This is a genomic window from Phycisphaerae bacterium (genome assembly GCA_018003015.1).
Classification (GTDB): Bacteria; Planctomycetota; Phycisphaerae; order UBA1845; family PWPN01; genus JAGNEZ01.
Genome location: JAGNEZ010000091.1, coordinates 1 through 19,808, shown reverse-complemented (window position 1 = coordinate 19,808; position 19,808 = coordinate 1). Strand labels below are relative to the sequence as shown.

The window sequence follows — 19,808 nt, the reverse complement described above, 5'->3', positions numbered from 1 at the left end:
GGTCAGCCTCCTGAAGCGTCACGCGTCGAAGGATAGCATCAAGTGCAAGAGCCGCATCGCGGGCTGGAACAACCAGTTCCTCATGCAAGTGATTACCGGAACAGGAGTTTAATGTGCGCTGGCCCTGCAGTCGTCCGACCGGGGGATCTTTGGGGTTGCTGCAGAGATGGATGGCATGCTGTTGGTTGCCGCGGGAGACACACTGATCGAGGTGAATCGAGATGGGTTTGGACTGGCTGTTCAGATATTGCGGACAGATCTGGAAGCCGGTTCCGGCATTGGATTCGGCGATGCAGCGACGCAGCACGCAGCGGACCAGGGAATCCGCCGGATGATTGGGCTCGAAGTCAATGCCCGCCTTCGGGGCCGTGCCGTCGGTGTGACGCAGCTGGCAGTCCTCGATCAACAGGTCTTCCGCGCTGATGACGCTGATGCCCTGTCGGTGGTTGGCGTTGCAGTCGACGCGCCGGATCGTCACCTGCCGGTTGGGGGTGTGCTTCAAGCCCGCGCCGAGGTAGATGCCGTCGCCTCCCGTGTGTTTGATCGTGAGGTCCTGGACCAGCACGTTGCGGCATCCGAAGAAGGCCACCCCATGCCGCCATTCCGAGTTTTCATAGGCGGCGGATTGATAATCTTGCTTGCGCATGCGGATGTGGGTGGACTTGGCCCCATCCACCCGGTCCCCCCGGAGCACGACGTCTTCGCACTCGCGGAATGAGAGCAGGCAGTCGCTCTTGGCCCGGAAGGCTCCTTCCAGCGCTACCAGTTCGGTTCCCGCCTCGAATACGATTTCCTGGTCGCTCACGCCGGTCAACGGCCGCGTGATCCAGGGCGACGCCTGCCGGTCCAGAATCAGCCGCTTGACTTTCGAGTTGATGGCCTTCTGGAGGTGCGCTGTGGAATTATTGGGATCGAATCCCCACCACGAGACCCAAGCTTCCTTCCTTTTGCCGGTCAAAACCTCCCGAACCAGTTCCGGTTCGGCATGACGTTCGGGCCTGGGCGAAGCCGTCAGCGTCTTGACCAGGAACGCGTCGAACGCCTTGCGGTCTATCCACCCGAGCTGGCAGCGTACCCTCTTGCCGTGGGGCGAAACAAGCGTGTGGCCCTGGTCGTTCACGATGAGTTGTCGGGTCTCGATCCGGGCGTGTTCTTCGGAATGGGCCAGGTAGACCGCCGCCGTGTCGTAAAGGATGCTGCTCGCATCCTGCAAGTGGCCACTGCGATGGGCCCAGAGATTGTAGTTCTCGATGACCATGCGGGCGAGTGGGTGCGGTGAGTCCGCCACGGTTGCGTACGATTTGCCGCGGAGCACCAGTTCCTCCGAAGCGTCCAGCGGCGAGGTGGTGATCGTCCACGGCGCTGCAACCATCGCCTGCCAGGAGGGGGCGTCTGCTCGGACATTCCAGTCTGCCGCGGGCTTTCCGCCGTTCTCAAAGCCCTTGTAGATTCTGCCGCCGGTACAGACGATGCGGGCCTTGGTCGCAATCCGCGGGTCTCGGCGAAGGGCCTCCTTGATATTGGGAACGGGACCGATGGTGATGAGGGTGATCATGGCTGGCTGCGAGTTGATGGCGTCGATCAGGGCCGCGACGCCGTCGGTATGGACCTTGCCCGGGTAGGCGGCCAAGTCGAAATCGCCCACCCAACGCCTCTGGGCCAGGGGTTCGTCCCCGGTCCTGATCCCCGTCCCAATTGGAATGTCCGTGCGCCCGGCACGTTGGAGGATCTTCGCCACCAGCCGGGTTCGTTCCGGGGTATTGCCGTAGTCGGTGACGATGAGCTTGAGGTCCAGTTCGGGCATGCCCAGTAGCATGGCCAGGGCCCAGGTGTCATCGATGTCGTCGCCAATGTCCGTGTCCAGAATGACGGGAATGGGCGCTCCCTGCGCTGTGGTGCCGAACAAGCACAAACCGAGTGTGGCGAGAAAAACGAATCGGAGACGGCATAGGAATTGACTCATGGGCATTCGGCGTGCGGGGTTTCAATCGGCGGGGGAGCAGTATGTCGCATGACGACCTCTACCTGCATTCCAGACCAGCCTATCAAAAAGGCAAACGAAACACAACGTCCACGTCTTCTGGGCGTGATTTGCCTATTTTGCCCTCGTCCGAGGTAGAATGGGGCCATGTTGCCGACCTGCTGCTGGCATTGCCTTGTCGGTGGGGAAAGATACTCGGCTTCGAGTGGCACACATGACCCGACCCACAAGGCGTGGTATTCCAGACCGGACCGCGATTCCACGCGAGATGGTCGCACGTGGCGGCCCGCCCAAAGACTCTCTTATCGAAGCCGCGATCGCATGGGGCGAGCAGGTCCACTTAACGCACCCCGGTCAGCATGTGAACCATCGCTGGCGTTGTTGAATTGACGGTTTCCGTAGAACGGAATGCCGGCCCTGTTCTTGGGCTGAAAGTCCACTCGGAAAGGAGCTCCCGATGTCGGCTGCAGCAGTGGTCTTACGAACCGTTCTCCAGGTGCTCCTTGCCGCGACGGCGGAGCCCGCCCGACTGGAGAGCTCTGCCCTGCGCGTGGAGATCGACTCGCGGAGCGGCGTCTGGTGCCTCACCGACAAGGCTTCGGGCGTGCGATGGCCATCGGAAGGCGTTGCCAGTCCTGGAACGGCCGCCGGCCTGGAAGGCAGCTTCGACGAAATCACCGGCACAGGCACGATTGTCCGATTGGCCAAGAAGACGGGAGCAACCGTCGCCTTCGAGCTGACCGATGCTGGCCGCTGCCTGGAAATCCGCTACGAAGGCGGGAACCTAGGCGACATCCGCGTGCTGGAGGACGCACTGGTCGTCACCGACCGCGAGGCCGGCTCGATTGTTGTGCCCTGCCGCGAGGGGCTGCTCATTCCGGGTGACAGCGGCGTGGCCTTCAAACAGGCCTTCGGCACGTCCGAGTACGAGGGCTGCCACATGAACATGCTGGGCCTGCTCAAGAAGGACGCCGCGCTGGCCGTGACCTGGGGCGACGCCGACGTCTGGGTGGATATCGAGAGCACGCTTCTCCAAGCCCAAGCGTATCGTCAGAAGATCGCCACCGCCCTCACGCTGAAGCGCTCGGCTCGCTCTGTTCGCCTCTGGCCTCTGGGCAAGGGCGATTGGAACGCGCTGGCGGCGGGGTACCGTCGGATCGCGGAGGCCAAGGGCCTGGGTGTCACCCTGCGCGACCGCATTCGCCGCGACCCGCACACCGAGTTGCTTCTGGGGGCCGCCAACTTCAAGCTCTGGATCTGCCTGGAGCGGCGGATGAGCGACGAGAGCACCAAGGAGGAATCGGTCAAGGTCCACTGGACGTTCAGCGAGGCCGCTCAGATTGCCGAACACCTCCGCAAGGATCTTGAAATTTCCCGCTGCCTCTTTACCCTTGGCGGCTGGACTGAGGGCGGCTACGATTGTCGCCACCCGGATAACCTCCCGGCCAATCCCGAGTGTGGCGGCAACCCGGCCCTGGCTGATGCGGTCCGGCGTATCCAGGATCTCGGCTACGTCGCCTGCCTGCACGACAACTACCAGGACATGTACCGCAACGCGAAAAGCTGGGACCCGGCCGTCATCGAAAAACGCTCCGACGGCTCGCTGATCCAGGGTGGGGGGTGGCTGGGCGGCCGAGCGTACATGGTCTGCGCCTCCAAGCAGGTCGAGCTGGCCATGCGCCCGCAGAACCTGCCCGAGATCCACAGGCTCTTCAAGCCCTGGTGCTACTTCATCGACACGACCTACGCCGTGGGCCCGCGCGAATGCGCCGACCCCAATCACCCCCTTGGCCGCAACGACGACATCGCCTGGAAGATCAAGCTGAGCAACAAGGCCCGCGAGATGTTCGGCCTGTTCGGCAGCGAGTGCGGCCGCGAATGGGCCCTGCCGCACAGCGACTTCTTCGAAGGGCTGACCGGCGTCTACGGCCGCTACTACCACAACCTCCAGCCGGAAACGCTCGGCGCGAAAGTCATACCCTTCTGGGAAATGGTCTACCACGATTGCCAAGTCTGCTACGGCAAGTACGAGTACGACGCCGATCAGGCTGGTGAGTATGTCGCCCATCACCTGCTGGCGGCCCGCCCGCTGAACTACCACTCCATCCCCGACCATCTCTACTGGAAGGAGAAGACGGAAGCCAAAGCCGCGGCTGGCGACCGCGCCTGTTTCACCCGGACGGACGGCGGCTGGGCGGAAGGCCTTCATCCGACCGATGCCTTCCTGAAGAACACGCACGAGATACTGGGCCCGCTGCATCAGGCCACCGCCCACGACCGCCTTACCAATCTTGAATTCCTCACCCCGAACGGGGCGGTCCGCCGGGCCACCTACGGCGAACGCAATCCCACCACGGTGGTTGTGAACTTCGGTTCGCAGAACGCTCCAGTTGAGTCCAAGTTCGGCGGCGCCGTTCTGCTGCCGCCGTGGGGCTTTGTCCTGGAGAGCCCGCAATTCGTGGCGTTTTACGCGCTGCAATGGAGCAAGCGTAGCTACGCCCGGGGAGCCCTGTTCACGATACAGGCCACGGACGACAGAGACCTTGCCCAGGCCGCGAAGGTCCGCGTCTTCCACGGCTTCGGAGATCCGCAGATCACCTGGCGGGGCAAGCCCGTCGAGGTCCGCCGCGAGGGAACCATCAGTCCAGGGCGTGCCGGCTGAAAGGACTGTAGCACCGGTTTCCAACCGAACGCGGCAGGCGTCGATCTCGATGGGTCATTCTCGGATAGGCCCGAAAGGGGAACACCACCGCGAATGGCGAGATGGACAAACGCGTGCATTTCGCGCGACCGCACCCGTGGCCGCGGACCGGGCCGGGCCTGGCTCTGGATGGCAAGCCGAAGTTCGACCTGAGCCGCTTCGAGGAGGCCAACTTTTAACGTCTGGGCTGGTGCGTGCCAGATGTGGAGTGATCAGCGAAGCGTGGAGCATCCCGGCACACGCTGCACGGAGGCCGCAACCCAGTCTTATTGTTGTGTCGACGAGTTCACTCTGTCGGCCGGCTGGCAGGCGACGTCTCGTTGAGATACAGCTTTACGTTGTGCGTGCTCCCCCCGACGGCCACGATGTCCATCCGTCCGTCGCCGTTGATGTCCGCGGCCGTGCAGCCCTGTGCCGCGATCGCGCCTGGGTCAATCGCGAACCGCTGCCAACGCCCGTTTGGACCGGGCGCGAGGCGATAGCCATAGAGGCTTGTCCCCTCGCCGCGGTAGCCGGCCACAATCTCGTCGGTTCCATCTCCGTCGAGATCGACGCAGACCAGTGCGTGGCCGGATTTGAAGGAGTCATCGAGGACCTGCCGCTTCCACAAACCCGGCGCATCGGGCCCCCCGGCCGGCGGCGTATAGACGACCACCTCGTTTCCATGCCACGGCTCGACCGCCGCAAGGAATCGTCCGGGCTTGCTCTTTCCTACCTCCACCTCGCTCGATCCCTGGTTGGGCGCCTCGCCCTGATGGCCCGCTGCAAGCTGCCGCTTGGGCCAACGCACATTCCGCCCTTCGCCCTCGCTCAGGAAAAGGTGAATGCCCTGATTTGAGGCGGTCAGCAGGTCGTCCTTTCCGTCCCCGTTCCAGTCGATGGAGGAAGCGCCGTGCACGATGGTCATATCTCTGTCGATGACCCGAGTCAGCCATGGCTCATGGACCGGGTCCTTCGGTACCCAGTGGCACGTAATCGGCACCGCCGCCTGTCGGTAGGTCGGTGGCTTGGCCCCGCGCCCGAGCACGGGCACAACCACCAGCTCATTGCGCTTATCCCCATCCACGTCCATCCATCGCACCCGATGCGCTGTCGGCACGGAGCAGATGCGGACACCGGTCCATTCCGCTCCTCCCGGCGCCGTCTGGCGGAACCATGAGACCAGGCTGTCATGATCGCTGTTCGCCCACTCGAAGTCGCTTGCCACCACCACATCGAAGCACCCATTGCGGTCCACGTCTTCGACTGCCAGATCGATGTTCCGCCGGGTCTGGTCTCCTGTGATCGGGTGCCGGGGCCAGGGAGCGTCCATCCGCCCGGGATTCTCGAACCAGTCCACCGTTCCGGGCGGCTCCCCGAGCACGAGGATATCCGGGCGGCCGTCCTTATTCATGTGTGCAGCGGCCGTGTGGTAGGCGCTCGGAAAATCATTGCAGATCGTGATGGTGCGGAACCTGATGTCCTCGGCAAGAGCCGGGGGGCAGCAGGCGATCAGAATCACTCCGGGTACGGCGGCTAGCGGGGGTCTCATGGCGTTTTCTCCAGGACAGGTAACGGGCACTATACCCAGATCGAACGGAGCCCGACAAGTGGCTGATGCATTCGGCGCGCAGTACAACGGCGGAGCCTGCCTGGGTTTGGGGAGACCGCCGGTGAGGTACCCAAGAGTTGTCAGCGGGACGGTCGAGTTCGACTGGATCGATATTCGGGACGGCCAATGAGTGTGAGACCCGACGGAAAGACAATGCCGCAGATCCAAGGCGAATGGCGGGCAAGCTCATCTTGCTCCGACAGAATAGTCCTGGTGGTGGCTTTCCTCCTCTTCATCGGCGCGGGTGTCCGGGCGGCGAGATGATCATCCGCCAGGTCTGGCTCAGGAAGGTGGGCCCGTGCGCGCCGGTGCCTTCTGTGCCGTCCGCGATTCACTCACGTCCGGATGTTCTCCCCCCTGTTCATTGGGCCGGCGCCGTGGTTGCCGCGGCGGGCGAATCGGGGTCATCGGCGTCGTAATGACCGTGGAACTGGCGCAGAATCTGTTCACGAGTCTGCGGGCGCCCCTGACTGTCAAGGAAGACTTCGGTCCACGGCGGCCGCGTTGAGGGATCGGCGAGGATCGAGTACGCCCGCGGGTTGCGCACATTGTGCCTGATCTGCCGCTCATCGTGCCGCCCGCCGTACTTGGTCCCGAAAGATCGGCGGAACGGCTGAAAACTGAACACCTTCCAACCCGGCTGTTCCCGTGGCAGCTTCCCCAATACGCTGCCCTCCGCGTCCACCGCGTAGCAGCCGCCCTGGAAAATGGCCATCGCGATCGGCAACAGGCTGTCCATGGCCCGTGTTGGGACGACGCGCTCCATGTCGTCTCCGATCGACTGGTGCAGGATGACATCGGCGCCCATCAGTTCCAGGCATCGCACCGTCTCGGGAAACCACATGTCCGCACAGATGCTGATGCCGTAACCCACGCCGTCGAGTTCCAGCACCTCAAACCGCTGACCCCTCGACCAGCCCCACCAGCCCTGCTCGCCCAGCGTCGTCTGCACCTTGTGGTACTTCCCACGGAATCGCCCCCGACCATCGATCAGGCATGCGGTGTTGTAGCGGCGGCCGCTGTCCAGATCGAGCAGCCAGGCGAGCACGGCGACGCCGGTCTCACGGGCCAGGTCGCGGTGTCGGTTATACCAAAGCCCGTCGCCGGGGACTGGCTCCGCAAGCAAGTTGATGCGCTCTTCACTGGGGTATGGCCAGCCGGAGATGGCAAACTCAGGAAAGACGATCACGTCCGGCCGCGGCCGGGCGGCAGCCGCCTTGCGGGCCTCCCCGGCAAGGACCTCAAAGTTGGCCGCCGGTCCGGGATTGCCCTTGGCATAGTGATCGGCGCCGGCCTGGACAACGGCCACACGCACAATCCGCGCCCGATCGCGGGCCGGTGCAGCCGGCCGGCTGGCAAGCGCCCCATGGCTGGATTGGGCGATGGGCTGAGGGGTGTTGGACTCGCTGGCGAGGACCGCCTGCCCACGAAAGAGATCCGCAGCAACGGTCAGAACCGCCAGAGCCAAAATCGCATACCAGCAAGAGCATGATGAAGCGACCGGCCCAGGCAGGAACAGAGGTTTGGGAGCGCACATGGTGGCCATCATAGCCGCGGTCCGATCAGCGGTCACGGCAATGGGACTGCGATGCGGTCACGAGCCGAAATCCGGCAGTGAGATGAGGTAAGTGCAAATCGGCAACCCGGATGATGTGCTGGAGAACGCCACCTGGTTCCCGGTGCGGGCCATCGCGGGTAACCTGAAGATGTTTCGGTTCGCTTCGACCGCACCCTTCTAAGCGGAGTTGGGCCCGCGCTCGCGGCGGATCAGTCGCAGATCCGTGCAGTCTTTCCTGGATGGGCTCAATGAACGCGAGCGTCAGTTGCGCTCCTGTGTCCACTCACGATAGAGAGCATCCCCTGTCACTATGACCTTCCTCAGCGGCGAGCGCCCGGCGCTTCGCGGCACCAGGCTTCCTGTCGGCGCAGGTCCCGGCCGAGGTGCCACTGCCGACCGAAGGCTTGAACAGTGATCTCGGCTTCGGGCGAACCGGTCGAGAATCCCGGAGCAAGCGCGACCGAAAGCTGCGGGGGCTCGATTCCGCGATAGGGCACGAGGGCGGTAAGAAACCATGCCGGCGCTCCCGAAGCGTGCCGGTAGCGAAAGGCCTTCCGCGGCTTCCGCTGGCCGTATGCCCAGGCAAACCAGCCCTCTTCCTCCGTCATCGTGACCGGCGCATCCGGGTCGGTCCATACGAGCACATTGGCATCGTCAAAGCCGGTCTTGGCCAGCTTGCGTTGGCCGTTGAGCGTGGCATCACCCGCGGCCAGTTGAAAATGCAGGTCGAGACGGCCTGAGGCGGCGCCGATGGCCTCGTCGAGGATCACGAACCACTGGTGATCTACGAACCACACGCTCCGGCGGTGCAGGAGGTCCGGATAGGCTTCGTTCTCGAATGCAGCCGCATCGCAGGTGGGCGATGTGGACCAGAGTTTCAGGGTTCCCTTGATCCTCGAGTCCTTTTCATCCAGTGTCAATGTCTGATGCACGCGGGTCCGGCGATGCCAGGCCCGGCCTGCGGCATCGTGGCCGTAGGTGTAGAAACCGGTGTCGGTCATAAGCCATCGGCCGTAGGCCCACAGCTCAAACGTGCCGTTGTCCGGCTGGTCGTGGCCGGAGATGCCGGGCGGCGGGCAGTGCATCGCGAGGTAGACCTGATCCGGTCCCCAGCCGGATCGCATCACGCAGAGGCCCGCGTCCCGAAAGGCCACGCTCGCCCGTGTAGGCAGTTGCTTCTGGTCCAGCCGGGCCAGGGCGGCGTACTTCGGCTCGCCCAGCAGGCTGCTGGCCTGGAACAGAACGGAATAGAGCGGCCATCTGGACCGGTCCTGTGTTGCACTCAGCGGTCGGGCGGTATCCCCGAACATCGGGAAGCCCAGGTCCGGGGTGGCGATACCGAAAACGTAGTCGTACATTGCATGCACCCGGCGGCGGTAATCGTCCGGAACGCGGACGCCCGCTGATGAGGCCTGGTTCATGATGTCCACCGCGTCGTTCAGCACCGCCAGGTGATAGCCGCCGCACCATTCGCGCTGGACGCCATCCACGGTCACCTGTTCGAGGAGGTTTTCTCGTGCTCGCTCCATGCCCAGCTCGATCCAGGCCCGACTCTCTTTAAACTCGGGGAAAGTGGTGGCGACATTCACGAAGCCGCGCTGCTCGAAGATGGCCTTATTGTGTACCATGCCCATGGGAATCGTCCGGGTCTTGACCTGATGGTCGTACAGGCTGGCCAGCAACACGCCCAGGAACTCAGGCGTGAAGGCCTCGGAATGCACGAGTATCTTGAAGGCATTGCACATCCGACCTGCCCGAATCCCGGTCTGCAGATCGAGCCAGGCAAAGCCGCGCCAGCTCTTGTACACCGGGTGTGTCGCGGTCCAGTCCTCCAGAGGGTGCTTGCGTATCCAATCGCTGGTGAGTTCGACGAAGGCTTGCGCGTACTTGTCGTCTCGGGTGGCCGCGTAGGCCCTGGCCAGCGGGTCCGCCCAGTGGAAGCGGTACATGGCCGCGACCCATTCGATGTCGCCGCGCGGGTCCGCTTTCCAGTCCACGTCCTTCCCGTAGTCCGCCGGTTCATACGGTCCCCATTGGAACACGTGGTTGACGACCTGATCGGCTGTCTGGAACTGGCCTCCAGTGGCTCGGGTGGGCTGGCCGGCGAGAGGGTACCGCTTGCGGTAGTAATCGCGCACGGCGGACAGCGATGCGGTTCGATTTCGGCGTTCGGCCGCCGCCTTCGCACCTTCAAGTCCTGCGGCACTGAGGTCCAGCTTGGAGAGGAGTTCTTCCAGCCTGAGCGATTCGAGCTTGACGTCCCACCGCCGGGTGTAGGGCACCATTTCGGCTGCCGCTGCCTGCAAGGCGAAGGGCGGGATGCAGAGCACGGCGGTGCAGAGCCAAGTTCGCCGGAAACCCATCATGCCTTTGCCTCCAGTCATTTATCCTCAAGACGGTACCACGCCTGGGGTTCCAGCGAAAGGCTCGGCTTGTCGGGCAGTGTGGCCCCCGTTCTCCCAGCGCGTGGGGGCGGGTATGATTCACCCACCAGATTCTCGAGAGGAGAATTATGTATGATCAAGCCTCTCCCCGGGAGGAAAGAGAATACCGTTATCCATCAGGAAATCCGGGTGTCCAGACCGGTGACTTCCGTGCTCGACCGGCGCGAGATGATCCGGGTCTGTGGCCTGGGGCTGCTGGGATTGAGCTTACCGTGTGGGTGGGCCGAGCGGCTGTGTGCGGCCGAGCCGGCGGCCAACACCCTGGTGCCTCTCGACCGGTTCCCGCGGATGGTCCAGGAGTACTTCGTGCGTCGCGTGCAGGAAGCTCAGGACGCCGGGGACCGGCTGCGGTCACAAGTCAAGACGAAGCAGGACGCCGAGCGCTACGTAACCACGGTCCGCGAACGGATTCGCGCCTGCTTCGGGCCATTTCCCGAAAAGACTCCGCTCAACCCGCGCGTGACCGGCATCGTCGAGCGAGATGCCTACCGGATCGACAAGGTGATCTTCGAGAGCCGGCCGGGTTTCCTGGTGACTGCGAATCTCTATGTCCCCAAGGGGGACAAGTCCCCGCGACCCGCCGTGGTCGGCACGTGTGGGCATTCGGAAAACGGAAAGGCATCCGGACCTTACCAGTCCTTTGCCCAGGGGCTCGCCCGGCTGGGGTACGTGGTCCTCATTTATGATCCAATCGGCCAAGGCGAGCGGCTCCAGTATCCCAACGAGAACCTCGAGTCGCGCATCGGCGTGGGCGTGCGCGAGCACCTGTACTGCGGCAATCAGCAGTTCCTCGTGGGCGAGTTCCTCGGCTCCTGGCGGGCCTGGGACGGAATCCGGGCGCTGGATTACCTGTTGAGCCGCCGGGAGGTCGATCCGAAGCACGTGGGCGTGACCGGCAACTCCGGCGGCGGCACGATGACCACCTGGCTGTGCGGGGTGGAGGATCGCTGGACCATGGCCGCCCCTTCGTGCTTCGTGACCACCTTCCGCCGCAACATGGAGAACGAGCTGCCCGCGGACACCGAGCAGTGTCCACCGCGGGCGCTGGCCCTGGGCTTGGACCATAGCGATTTCCTCGCTGCCATGGCCCCCAAGCCGGTCATCGTCATGAGCCAGGAGAAGGACTACTTCGATTGCCGTGGGACGATCGAGGCGTACGAGCGACTCCGAAGGCTGTATGCGTTGCTGGGGGCGGAAAACAACATTGCCCTCTTCATCGGGCCCAACCCGCACGGCTACTCCCGCGAAAACCGAGAGGCGATGTACCGCTGGTTCAACCGGGCGACGCACGGCTCGGACAATGCGACAGAGCCGGAGCTGGTGATCGAGAAAGACGAAACGCTCCAGTGTACGCCGCGCGGGCAGGTGGCCGAGCGCGGCTCGCGGTCGGTCCATTCCCACACACGGGACACATCCAGGCAGTTGGCACAGCGGCGGCAAACGATCGAGGGCGATGTTCTTCTCCAGGCGGTGAGGTCCGTTCTGAAGCTTCCCGAGCGCAATACCGTCGCCCGCGACCGCATTCTGCGCCCAATGCCGGGACGCCGGTATCCGAAGAAGCACTGCACCACGTACGCAGTTCAGAGCGAGCCCGGCGTTCACGCGCTGGTGCACATGCTCTCGGACGAGCCGCATTACTCCCGACCGCCGCAGGACCGCAGACGGGCCGTACTGTATGTGGCTCACCAGTCCAGCGACGCCGAGCTTCGGGAGGAACCGCTGATCGCCGAGCTGATCGCCCAGGAGCCCGCGGCGACGTTCTATTCCTGCGACGTGCGCGGCATCGGCGAATCGCGGCCTGACACCTGCGGAAAGGACACGTTTCTCAACGCTTACGGCAGCGATTTCTTCTATGCAATCCACTCGATCATGCTGGACTACCCCTATGTCGGCCAGAAGACCCACGATGTCCTTTGCGTGCTGGATTGGCTCAAGTCCAACGGCTGCGGCGAGGTCCATTTGGCGGCCAGGGGCTGGGGAACGCTGCCGGCCACTTTCGCGGCGTTGTTATCGCCGTTGGTCGTCCGCCTGACACTCAAGAATGCGCTCACCTCCTACGCGGCAATCGCCGAATCGGAGGATTACCGCTGGCCGCTCTCGTCCTTCTCGCCGGGCGTGCTGAAGCAACTTGACCTGCCCGACTGCTACCGAGCGCTTGCGACCAAGGGTCTGCGTCAGATCGAACCCTGGGGGGCCAATCAGCAAACAGCGGAGAGATCATGATGTACCTTCGCCCATACGCCGCCCGGCTTTGCTCGGTGCCGTGAGGACCGAGGTAGTAGTCGCGCTCGCTGAGACGGACGACAGCTTGGCCGGAAGGCTTGTGGAGACGGTAACTGGGGACGGAGGGACTTTTTGATCGAGGCATTGCACGACTCCTGAGGCCCGTCGCGGTAATGTGGTAATTACCACGTATCTTGGGCTTCCTGAGCCGTAATGCCTCACGCCGGCAGGTACGCTAACTAGCGTTCAGCTAAGCAATTATATCCACAGCGGGCGATCGGATTCGAACCGACGACGTCCAGCTTGGGAAGCTGGCATTCTACCACTGAATTACGCCCGCAAAACCTTTATTTTCAGGCACTTATGAAACCGCTTCCGATTCCTTAAGTCGCCCCAAAACGGCCTTTTTTGGCCTGTTTCGGCCCTTATGTCGCCCCGAAGCCCTTGAACCCGCCACCCGATCTGGCTACGTTTGAACCAGAGGGGCGACAGCCGGGGCGACTTAAGATGGCCCAAACGCGATTCCGAATTCCCAAGCTTTCCGAGAAACCGGAACCGGGCAAGGGTGTATTCTATTCCACCTACCGCGCGGAGGGCAAGTCCCTGCGGAAGCGATTCACCCGCGACCGGGAGGAGTCCTTCCGGATGTACCTTTGCTGGCTGGCCGACCGCTACGGCATCCGGTCTGCCGAAACGCGGAACGGTCGCGGCAGCGGCCCACCGCAACCCCGCACACCCACCCTCGGTGAAATCGTCCACGCCCATGCGGAAGGACTTCGCGGTCTGGTCATCAAGTACGGGATCGCAGTCCATCGCGGCACGATCACCCGGCGGGTGTACGAGGACAACTGCGCACAGGCCCACGACATCCTCGACTGGTGCGGACGGCGTTTCGGGGACCAACTCGCGGTCCGCCCCTTCGCGGAACTGATGAACGCCAACGACTACAACCAGATGATGGCCGACTTCACCCGAGGGGAATGGCAACCGAATCGCTCGGCATTGGGGCCATCTCAACTCAACAAACGCAGGCAGCGGTTCTGGAACTTGATCAAGTTCGCCCGGCAATCGGGCATGGATGTCCGACTCACCTTCGGCCCGGACGACGTGCGTCAATTCGGGGGCAACGACATCCGCCGCAATCGCGAGCTTCCCACCGTGGCGGACCTCGTCAAGCTGCTGGAGTCCGCCGACGATAAGATGCGTCTCTGGATGTGGATGGCGCTCGGTCTGGGCTTCGGGAACGACGATCTTGCCCGCTGCTGCCCCAAGAACTTCGACCTTGAGGGTTACGACATGAGCCGGTGGAAGACCGGCAACCAGTTCGCCCGTAACGGCACGATGCCCAGACGGGTGCATGCACTCCTGCAAAACTACCTCCAAGCGAACCCGCGCCAGCCGAATGAACTCCTGTTCGCCACGCGACGGGGTCGGCCCTTGGTCTCCATCACCGAAAAGCCCCCGGAGCAGATCCTCAAACAGAAGAAGTCCTCGCCCGACAAAACGCCGCTCAGCTACACCCGCAGCGATAGTATCCAACAGGCGTTCTTCAAGCTCCAGAAGAAGTCCGGCGTCACCATCGCGGGCGGCTTTTACACCCTGCGGGTCATCGCGGCCACAGCCTTCGCGGCCCGCCCCGGCGTCTCGCTCGCCGAGGTCAAGGCTTTCCTCGGTCACGGCAAGAGCGATGCCGCTGACCGGTATATGCGGCCACTGACCCCGCAGACCCGGCCCCTCGTGGAGTGGGTCAACCGACTGCTCGACACCGACGACATCGAAGCTGGGCGTCGCTAAACCGTCAAGGCCAGCATCTCCCGCACACACGACCTTTCAACCTCACCAAGACACTTCAACCGGTCATACACCGCTCTGCCCGTTCAGCAAACGATTCCCCAAAAGCCCACGGCTCCTCCTGTTGAACATGAACGTCCCCGCCGATGCCGCTACGGGGGATGTTTCCGCTCTACCGATCACCACAGCGACTCCACATCGGTCGAGTCAAGCACCTGATTGACCCATGTCACAACCTCGTGGGTCTGGGGAGTCAGCTTTTTGATGTAGATGTCCACCGCATCGGTGTTGCCCTGCCCCAAGAATGTTCGGACCTCGTTGCCGCTGACGCCGGGCGAACTGGCCAAAGCCGTAGCGGCCAGCGTGCGGAACGTGGAGAAGCCCCCTTTCACAGTAACCCCGGTCTTTCTTTGCAGTTTGTAAAACGCTTGTTGGAGGCTGTCACTCCGAGTGTAGCTGTTCACGACCAACCGACCGCTCTCCGCTGCGGCTTTCATTTCGTCCGGAGTCTTGTTCCGAATGCTGACGATGGGATTGCCCAACCGAGTGCGGAACAACAACTCCCCGCGTTCCCTTGGATTGTCACGCAAGTACCGCTGCAAGAGGGTCCAGACCAACGGAGGCATCCCTCCGCCTCGCGGGAACAACCGACGGGTCTTCCATCGGGCTTGATCAAATTTGTCGATCCCGAGGTTTTCGGGACACGCGCGGGCAATGTCGTCACTGGTAAAACCGAGCCCCATCGCCATCACCATCCACAATTTCATTTTGGGATCGGCGGCCCGAAGCAATGTCTTAAGTTCTTCTACCGTGGGGAACTGCCGATTTCGCCCGAGATCATTGCCTCCGCAGGAGCCCTGTACGTCCTCCGCCTTGAAGGGCAACAACAGAGCCATCTCGGCGGATCGTGCGAAACGGATGATGTTCCAGAACCGCTGCCGTCGCTTGTTCATCTGCGACGGCCCCATTGCCTTCTTGCGTTTTTCCTTGTCCCACCCGCCTCGCGCAAAGTCGGCCATCATGACCTTGTAGTGGTTTTCGGTCATCAGGTCCGCGAACGGCTCAACTTCCAACCGATCTTTGAAATGCATCTTGCACCAAAGCAAAATGTCGCACGCCTGCGCCTCGATGTCCGCGAACACTCGGGGCGTGATGTTCGCCCGGTCATTGGGTTCGTCGCGGTACGGCGCAACCCGACCACGCTGAAACTCAATGTACGCCGCCACAAGCCGGTCCAAGGTCGGGGCGCACCCCTTTCCCTCGACCAGCGGACTCGCTGGGGATGCCGCCGTTGGCTCGCCGTCGCAGACAAGGGCATCGTCGCCCCGGTCGGAGCCGCCGGGTTCAGCGAAGTGTTTGTCTTGCCACTCTCGGTCGTCATCGGTGCCTGCGCTCTTTCCGCCATTTCGGGATCGGGCTTCTCGTTTCGGCGCGGTTTGCCCGACGCACGCGGACCGGGCACCCGCGCCGCTATGATGTTTAACAGTTGACCGGTGTCGACGACATGTGTGTTTCGTGGACAGGGCGGGGGACAACCATATCGATTGCCAGATGAGGCGGAAAGGCATGGATGCTGCTGATACGACGCGGGTCCGCTCTAACGACGGGCGGACCACGGTCGGAGCCCGGCCACGAATGCAAGTGGGTCAGGCAGACAAAGGCGTGTTCCCAAGTCGCTCGAAGACGAGTGTCTCGATTCAAATCTTGATTCGGCGTGTGCCCGGAAGACACACGGCGGAGTGCCCGAAGTGTCTCCGTCGAGCAACTGGAGTCTTGTGGGCTGAGCGAGACTGGTTTCTAGCAGGCTGATCGTGCCGTACACTCCGCGATCACCGCAGGCTTTTGTCCCACGTCCCCGGAATCTTCTGGCTGGTGGACATCATTAAGGAAACTGACCACGGAAGACACCGGGGTTGTTTCATTTGTAATCCCGTCCGGCCTCTCCGTAAGAAAGAAGACACACCTCTCCGGTTAATCCCCGGCTACTGCGAAGCGAATGTCTTCAACGGCATCCTGATTACAACTCCCGAGGCCCCAACAGCGCGTCTGGTTCGAGATCCCGCTCCGCCGTCTCCGGCGTTACCTGAAGCCCCCTGTACCCGTGCCTCTTCAACACCGACCCGAAACGGGCCGCGTAGTCGTTCCCGACGAACAGGACGACCGGGTCGAGGGCCTTGATCACACACAGGCCCACCACGCACTTGCCCTCGCCGATACCGATGATCGGCCACTTCGAGTAGGGCAACCGTGTCAGCCCGACTGTGATCAAACCCGCAAATCTGCAACTGTCACCCAACTTGTCAAAGAACCGTGCTGGGCATGGTTCGCCACGTCTGGGCGGCGAGGTGCTTGCCCACAGGGTATAAGGGTTGCCCCCCCAGTTCTTGGGCGGGGACCAACTCTTTATATGTCGCGCCGGTACGCGAGCAGCATTTGATCTACGGTTGCCCCGGCAGCGAAGGCGTCGGTCCCAACCAGTTCAACCGTCCCAATGGGCTCGACCGGGGCCGGGAAAGCCGTTTTCGGGAGTACAACCCGGCTTCGAGTGTCTTGATTTCGTGGCCGGGGATGAGATTCTCCGTTGGTCTGGGCGAGGGTTTCGGCGCGACGGTCTGAGTTCGTTTGAAAGAGCACACCTCGGGGTAGCCGGGAAAGAGCTGGAACGTCCAGCCTCTTCTCTTGTGGCGGGGCCGGGGAAGATCACGGGGGAGGCGGACCCGGCTTCTAGTCGAGCCCGAGCCAGAAGTTGCCGGGACACCGGCCCAAGAGTTCGTGGCGACTGCGGGATTCACAACACGATTGCGCTGGCAAAACTCATCCCGACCGGGCTGCAAGACTTCATTTGCCCCGAGGGCAGAACTTCGGAGTGTTCGGCATCATAAACGGTAGCCCATGACCACCATTTCCTCGATGGTCTTCCGTGGCTCGCATTGTCCGGCTCGTGTTCTGGTCTGGAGGATGTGGGCTCCGAAGCCGATGACGGCAGTATCGGAGCCGCTGGGCCAGTTCGGCATGGTCAGCAATCTCGAACCGCCGGACTCGTCGCAGGACTCCGGCAATAGCGGGCGTCTTCTTCATCCGTGATGTACTATACTGGCTGTTACGATGAGTGGGACGCCCTGACCGGGCCGCTGTGAAGAGGGAGCCGATGACAACCCGCCAAAGCGAATTGCGATGCCTGAAAAAGATGCAGGCCGCGAACGACGGTCGCCGGACGCTGCGGGAGTCATCACTTGCCCCCGAACTGGTCGAAGTGCTGTGGGACTGGCGCAAGGCGGGAAGCAACGGGGTCTTGATCGGGGGCCTCGGCCTTTCGTTTTACGTCAAGCCCCAGTATACGAAGGAGTTGAGCTTCTTGTTCTTGACGAAGAAGGCCATACCTGTGGAGGTGGCGGGTTTCACTCGCATTCGCCCCGGTGTCTTCCAGCATGACAAGACCCGTGTCGAAGTGGCGGCGGTTACACCGAGTGTCATGCACGTCCCAACGCGCGTGGCCGAAGAGATCGTCAGTACCGCCGTCGTCAGTGACGCCATATCCGTGGCCAGCGCCTCGGGATTGGTAGCCTCCAAACTCTTCCGGGGACACATGGATGATCAGGCCGACATCGTCAACGTGCTCAAGAGTCAGCCGGTTGACCTGACTCGTTTTGAGTTACCTGCCGAGCAGCTACGACACTATCATCGCCTCGTCAAGGTCGCCCAAAGGGAACAACACCGAAACCCGCACTCGCCCTCTGGCCCCGCCGGGTGGTTCATGTACATTCTCCGATGCGCCGACGGCACCTTTTACACCGGCATCACCACCGAGGTGGACCGCCGACTTGAACAGCATAACGCTGGAAGTGCTTCCCGCTACACCCGGTCGCGCCTGCCGGTCAAGTTGGTGTATCGTGAACCTCAGGCTACCCGGAGTCTCGCCTTGAAACGGGAGGCGGCGGTCAAGCGGTTGTCGCGGGGAGAAAAGGAATCGCTGATCAAGAGTGCCGCTGATCGTAGGCTTCGCGCGCCGACATGAACTCGTCCACGAAGTCGGCGCTGGTTGAATCCTCTCGCCTTGAAAGAGCCATGACCCGGTCGAGTTCGGCTTGAAGGTCGGCGATGTCCTCATCGTCCTCGCTGGAGTCCTCGATCTTCGCCTTCAGGTCGTCCACGAAGATGGACAGGGCAGCCGGGACGAACTGCTCCCAGTACCCCTCCGCCTGTAAGCAATACCCGACCCGGTTACCGTCGATGCTTAGGAATGTCGGCCTCACGCCTTTGTCGGTTTTGCGGTCATTGATCTCCCGGATCGCCGCTTCGAGGTTGGCCGTTTGCTCTTCATAATCTCCGGCGTCGAAGTCGTCCGGCTCGAAACCAGAGAGCCATGAAAGCTGTGATTCCAGCGCCGCCAGCATGTGCGGAAACTCCTCGACACCGGCCCCCTCGCCACCACACCCGCCGCCGTAGGCGAAGCTGGAACTGAGAACATAAAACTGATCCAGCGGACCGCCGTTGCTGTTATCAGCCCGGTCATCGTACTGGTGGTACGTCTTTGCTTTCGACATCATTAGCTCCGCACAATAGCCGGGTGAGGCTGCCGGGCCTGTTCAGTTAACTCCAATGCTGTTGTTTCAGTACCCATTCGGGCTTGAGAGGATGCCGGACCAACGCGACGACGTTCTCGTCGGCCCTGCCGTCTACACACAGGGCTTTCCACCAACCGCCGTCGGGAGGCGGTCGTTCCCAGAACTCGGCTTCCTGCGCTTTCTCGTACTCGTCCCATTTGTCCGGATCGTGTGGATGAAGCTCTCGGGCAGCTTGTCGCCACTTAAAATGCCATGAGCGAGGTAGGCCGCATTTGATTCCAAGTATCCGGTTCCAGACAAGACTGTCGGTGAATCCCATTATCTCTTCGGGCGGCACGTCCAGCACCCACTCGACCATACTGAAGCCGGGGATGCGAATGTGCTGACCCGGCAGAGTATGGCACCAGATGATCTGGTCCGTACTGAGACAGCGGGCGAGTTTCCGATAAGCATCGGGTGCTGTGGATACTGTGTCCGCGTAAGGGGATTTGGTCGGCTCAACGTGGCCATCGAGCAAGGAGAAGTCCGGAGATTGCCAAGTCCATAAGTTCATCAGGTCGTACTCACCCTGCCAATGCTTTCTTGATGAAATCGTTCACCATGTCGGCCAGCACTTGTCGCCGGGCCTCAAGAAAACCCCGGAAGTTGTCCAACCGGTGCATGGCCGGGTCTAGCGGCACGCCCTGTCTCGTGAGTGCTTCCTCGCCACGCTCTGCAACGATGTCCGGCAAGTACACCGTGGGCTCCTTGTTGCTGATCTTCCGGTTTGTGCGGCCCGTAATCACCGCCATGTTGGCGATCTCGTTGATCTCCTGCTTGTCGTAAGTGCCCCAGGGCCAGCGCACATTAAACTCCTGTTCCGGTAATCACTTGCATGAGGAACTGGTTGTTCCAGCCCGCGATGCGGCTCTTGCACTTGATGCTATCCTTCGACGCGTGACGCTTCAGGAGGCT

General features: G+C 62.4%; 14 protein-coding genes and 1 tRNA gene. 4 read left to right on the top strand and 11 right to left on the bottom strand.

The window, feature by feature from the left end; genetic code table 11:
- A partial coding sequence (locus tag KA354_23140) for a nucleoside hydrolase (GenBank protein MBP7937546.1) occupies window positions 1-1,963 on the bottom strand: 1,963 nt, incomplete at its 3' end.
- A gap of 475 nt (window positions 1,964-2,438) precedes the next feature.
- On the opposite strand from KA354_23140, the gene KA354_23135 reads away from it, so the two are divergent.
- Window positions 2,439-4,643: a hypothetical protein gene (locus KA354_23135; protein ID MBP7937545.1), complete on the top strand. Its 2,205-nt coding sequence runs from the start codon at window positions 2,439-2,441 to the stop codon at window positions 4,641-4,643.
- 325 nt (window positions 4,644-4,968) lie between these two features.
- Here the strand turns inward: KA354_23135 and KA354_23130 are convergent, their stop codons facing one another.
- The 3 genes from KA354_23130 to KA354_23120 all read right to left on the bottom strand — a co-directional run bounded on the left by KA354_23130 (window position 4,969) and on the right by KA354_23120 (window position 10,197).
- Window positions 4,969-6,213, bottom strand: a complete 1,245-nt coding sequence (locus KA354_23130) for a VCBS repeat-containing protein (GenBank protein ID MBP7937544.1) — start codon at window positions 6,211-6,213, stop codon at window positions 4,969-4,971.
- 421 nt (window positions 6,214-6,634) lie between these two features.
- The gene (locus KA354_23125) at window positions 6,635-7,810 is read right to left on the bottom strand and encodes a carbon-nitrogen hydrolase family protein (GenBank protein ID MBP7937543.1); all 1,176 of its coding nucleotides are present in this window, start codon (window positions 7,808-7,810) and stop codon (window positions 6,635-6,637) included.
- A gap of 341 nt (window positions 7,811-8,151) precedes the next feature.
- The gene (locus tag KA354_23120) at window positions 8,152-10,197 is read right to left on the bottom strand and encodes an alginate lyase family protein (protein ID MBP7937542.1); all 2,046 of its coding nucleotides are present in this window, start codon (window positions 10,195-10,197) and stop codon (window positions 8,152-8,154) included.
- A gap of 246 nt (window positions 10,198-10,443) precedes the next feature.
- On the opposite strand from KA354_23120, the gene KA354_23115 reads away from it, so the two are divergent.
- A complete protein-coding gene (locus tag KA354_23115; protein MBP7937541.1) occupies window positions 10,444-12,498 on the top strand; it encodes a prolyl oligopeptidase family serine peptidase in 2,055 nt (684 codons plus the stop codon).
- Window positions 12,499-12,766: 268 nt separating this feature from the next.
- On the opposite strand, the gene KA354_23110 is transcribed toward KA354_23115, so the two are convergent.
- Window positions 12,767-12,838: transfer RNA gene (locus KA354_23110), tRNA-Gly, on the bottom strand.
- A 167-nt stretch (window positions 12,839-13,005) separates the two neighbouring features.
- Between KA354_23110 and KA354_23105 the strand changes: the two genes are divergently transcribed.
- The gene (locus tag KA354_23105) at window positions 13,006-14,292 is read left to right on the top strand and encodes a site-specific integrase (protein MBP7937540.1); all 1,287 of its coding nucleotides are present in this window, start codon (window positions 13,006-13,008) and stop codon (window positions 14,290-14,292) included.
- A gap of 176 nt (window positions 14,293-14,468) precedes the next feature.
- On the opposite strand, the gene KA354_23100 is transcribed toward KA354_23105, so the two are convergent.
- The 3 genes from KA354_23100 to KA354_23090 form a co-directional block, all read right to left on the bottom strand.
- Window positions 14,469-15,431: a site-specific integrase gene (locus KA354_23100; protein MBP7937539.1), complete on the bottom strand. Its 963-nt coding sequence runs from the start codon at window positions 15,429-15,431 to the stop codon at window positions 14,469-14,471.
- 875 nt (window positions 15,432-16,306) lie between these two features.
- Window positions 16,307-16,558 (bottom strand): hypothetical protein, encoded by a 252-nt coding sequence (locus KA354_23095; GenBank protein ID MBP7937538.1) that lies wholly within the window; start codon window positions 16,556-16,558, stop codon window positions 16,307-16,309.
- A gap of 607 nt (window positions 16,559-17,165) precedes the next feature.
- Complete coding sequence (locus KA354_23090; GenBank protein ID MBP7937537.1) at window positions 17,166-17,348, bottom strand: hypothetical protein; 183 nt, start codon at window positions 17,346-17,348, stop codon at window positions 17,166-17,168.
- 695 nt (window positions 17,349-18,043) lie between these two features.
- On the opposite strand from KA354_23090, the gene KA354_23085 reads away from it, so the two are divergent.
- Window positions 18,044-18,304, top strand: coding sequence for a GIY-YIG nuclease family protein (locus KA354_23085; protein ID MBP7937536.1), 261 nt, complete (start codon window positions 18,044-18,046; stop codon window positions 18,302-18,304).
- Here KA354_23085 and KA354_23080 read toward each other — a convergent pair.
- Genes KA354_23080 through KA354_23070 form a run of 3 tightly spaced genes read right to left on the bottom strand, consistent with a single transcriptional unit; the run spans window position 18,264 to window position 19,699 of the window.
- Window positions 18,264-18,836: a hypothetical protein gene (locus KA354_23080; protein ID MBP7937535.1), complete on the bottom strand. Its 573-nt coding sequence runs from the start codon at window positions 18,834-18,836 to the stop codon at window positions 18,264-18,266. The two genes, KA354_23085 and KA354_23080, sit on opposite strands and share 41 nt — an antisense overlap.
- A gap of 43 nt (window positions 18,837-18,879) precedes the next feature.
- On the bottom strand, window positions 18,880-19,407 hold the full coding sequence (locus tag KA354_23075; GenBank protein MBP7937534.1) for a hypothetical protein: 528 nt from the start codon (window positions 19,405-19,407) through the stop codon (window positions 18,880-18,882).
- A 10-nt stretch (window positions 19,408-19,417) separates the two neighbouring features.
- Window positions 19,418-19,699, bottom strand: a complete 282-nt coding sequence (locus KA354_23070) for a hypothetical protein (protein ID MBP7937533.1) — start codon at window positions 19,697-19,699, stop codon at window positions 19,418-19,420.
- Between the last annotated feature and the right edge of the window lie 109 nt (window positions 19,700-19,808).

Coding starts and splice junctions, on each gene's coding strand:
- KA354_23135 (MBP7937545.1), top strand. CDS start 2,439: ATGTCGGCTGCAGCAGTGGTCTTACGAACCGTTCTCCAGGTGCTCCTT.
- KA354_23130 (MBP7937544.1), bottom strand. CDS start 6,213: ATGAGACCCCCGCTAGCCGCCGTACCCGGAGTGATTCTGATCGCCTGC.
- KA354_23125 (MBP7937543.1), bottom strand. CDS start 7,810: ATGTGCGCTCCCAAACCTCTGTTCCTGCCTGGGCCGGTCGCTTCATCA.
- KA354_23120 (MBP7937542.1), bottom strand. CDS start 10,197: ATGATGGGTTTCCGGCGAACTTGGCTCTGCACCGCCGTGCTCTGCATC.
- KA354_23115 (MBP7937541.1), top strand. CDS start 10,444: ATGATCCGGGTCTGTGGCCTGGGGCTGCTGGGATTGAGCTTACCGTGT.
- KA354_23105 (MBP7937540.1), top strand. CDS start 13,006: ATGGCCCAAACGCGATTCCGAATTCCCAAGCTTTCCGAGAAACCGGAA.
- KA354_23085 (MBP7937536.1), top strand. CDS start 18,044: ATGTACATTCTCCGATGCGCCGACGGCACCTTTTACACCGGCATCACC.
- KA354_23080 (MBP7937535.1), bottom strand. CDS start 18,836: ATGATGTCGAAAGCAAAGACGTACCACCAGTACGATGACCGGGCTGAT.
- KA354_23075 (MBP7937534.1), bottom strand. CDS start 19,407: ATGAACTTATGGACTTGGCAATCTCCGGACTTCTCCTTGCTCGATGGC.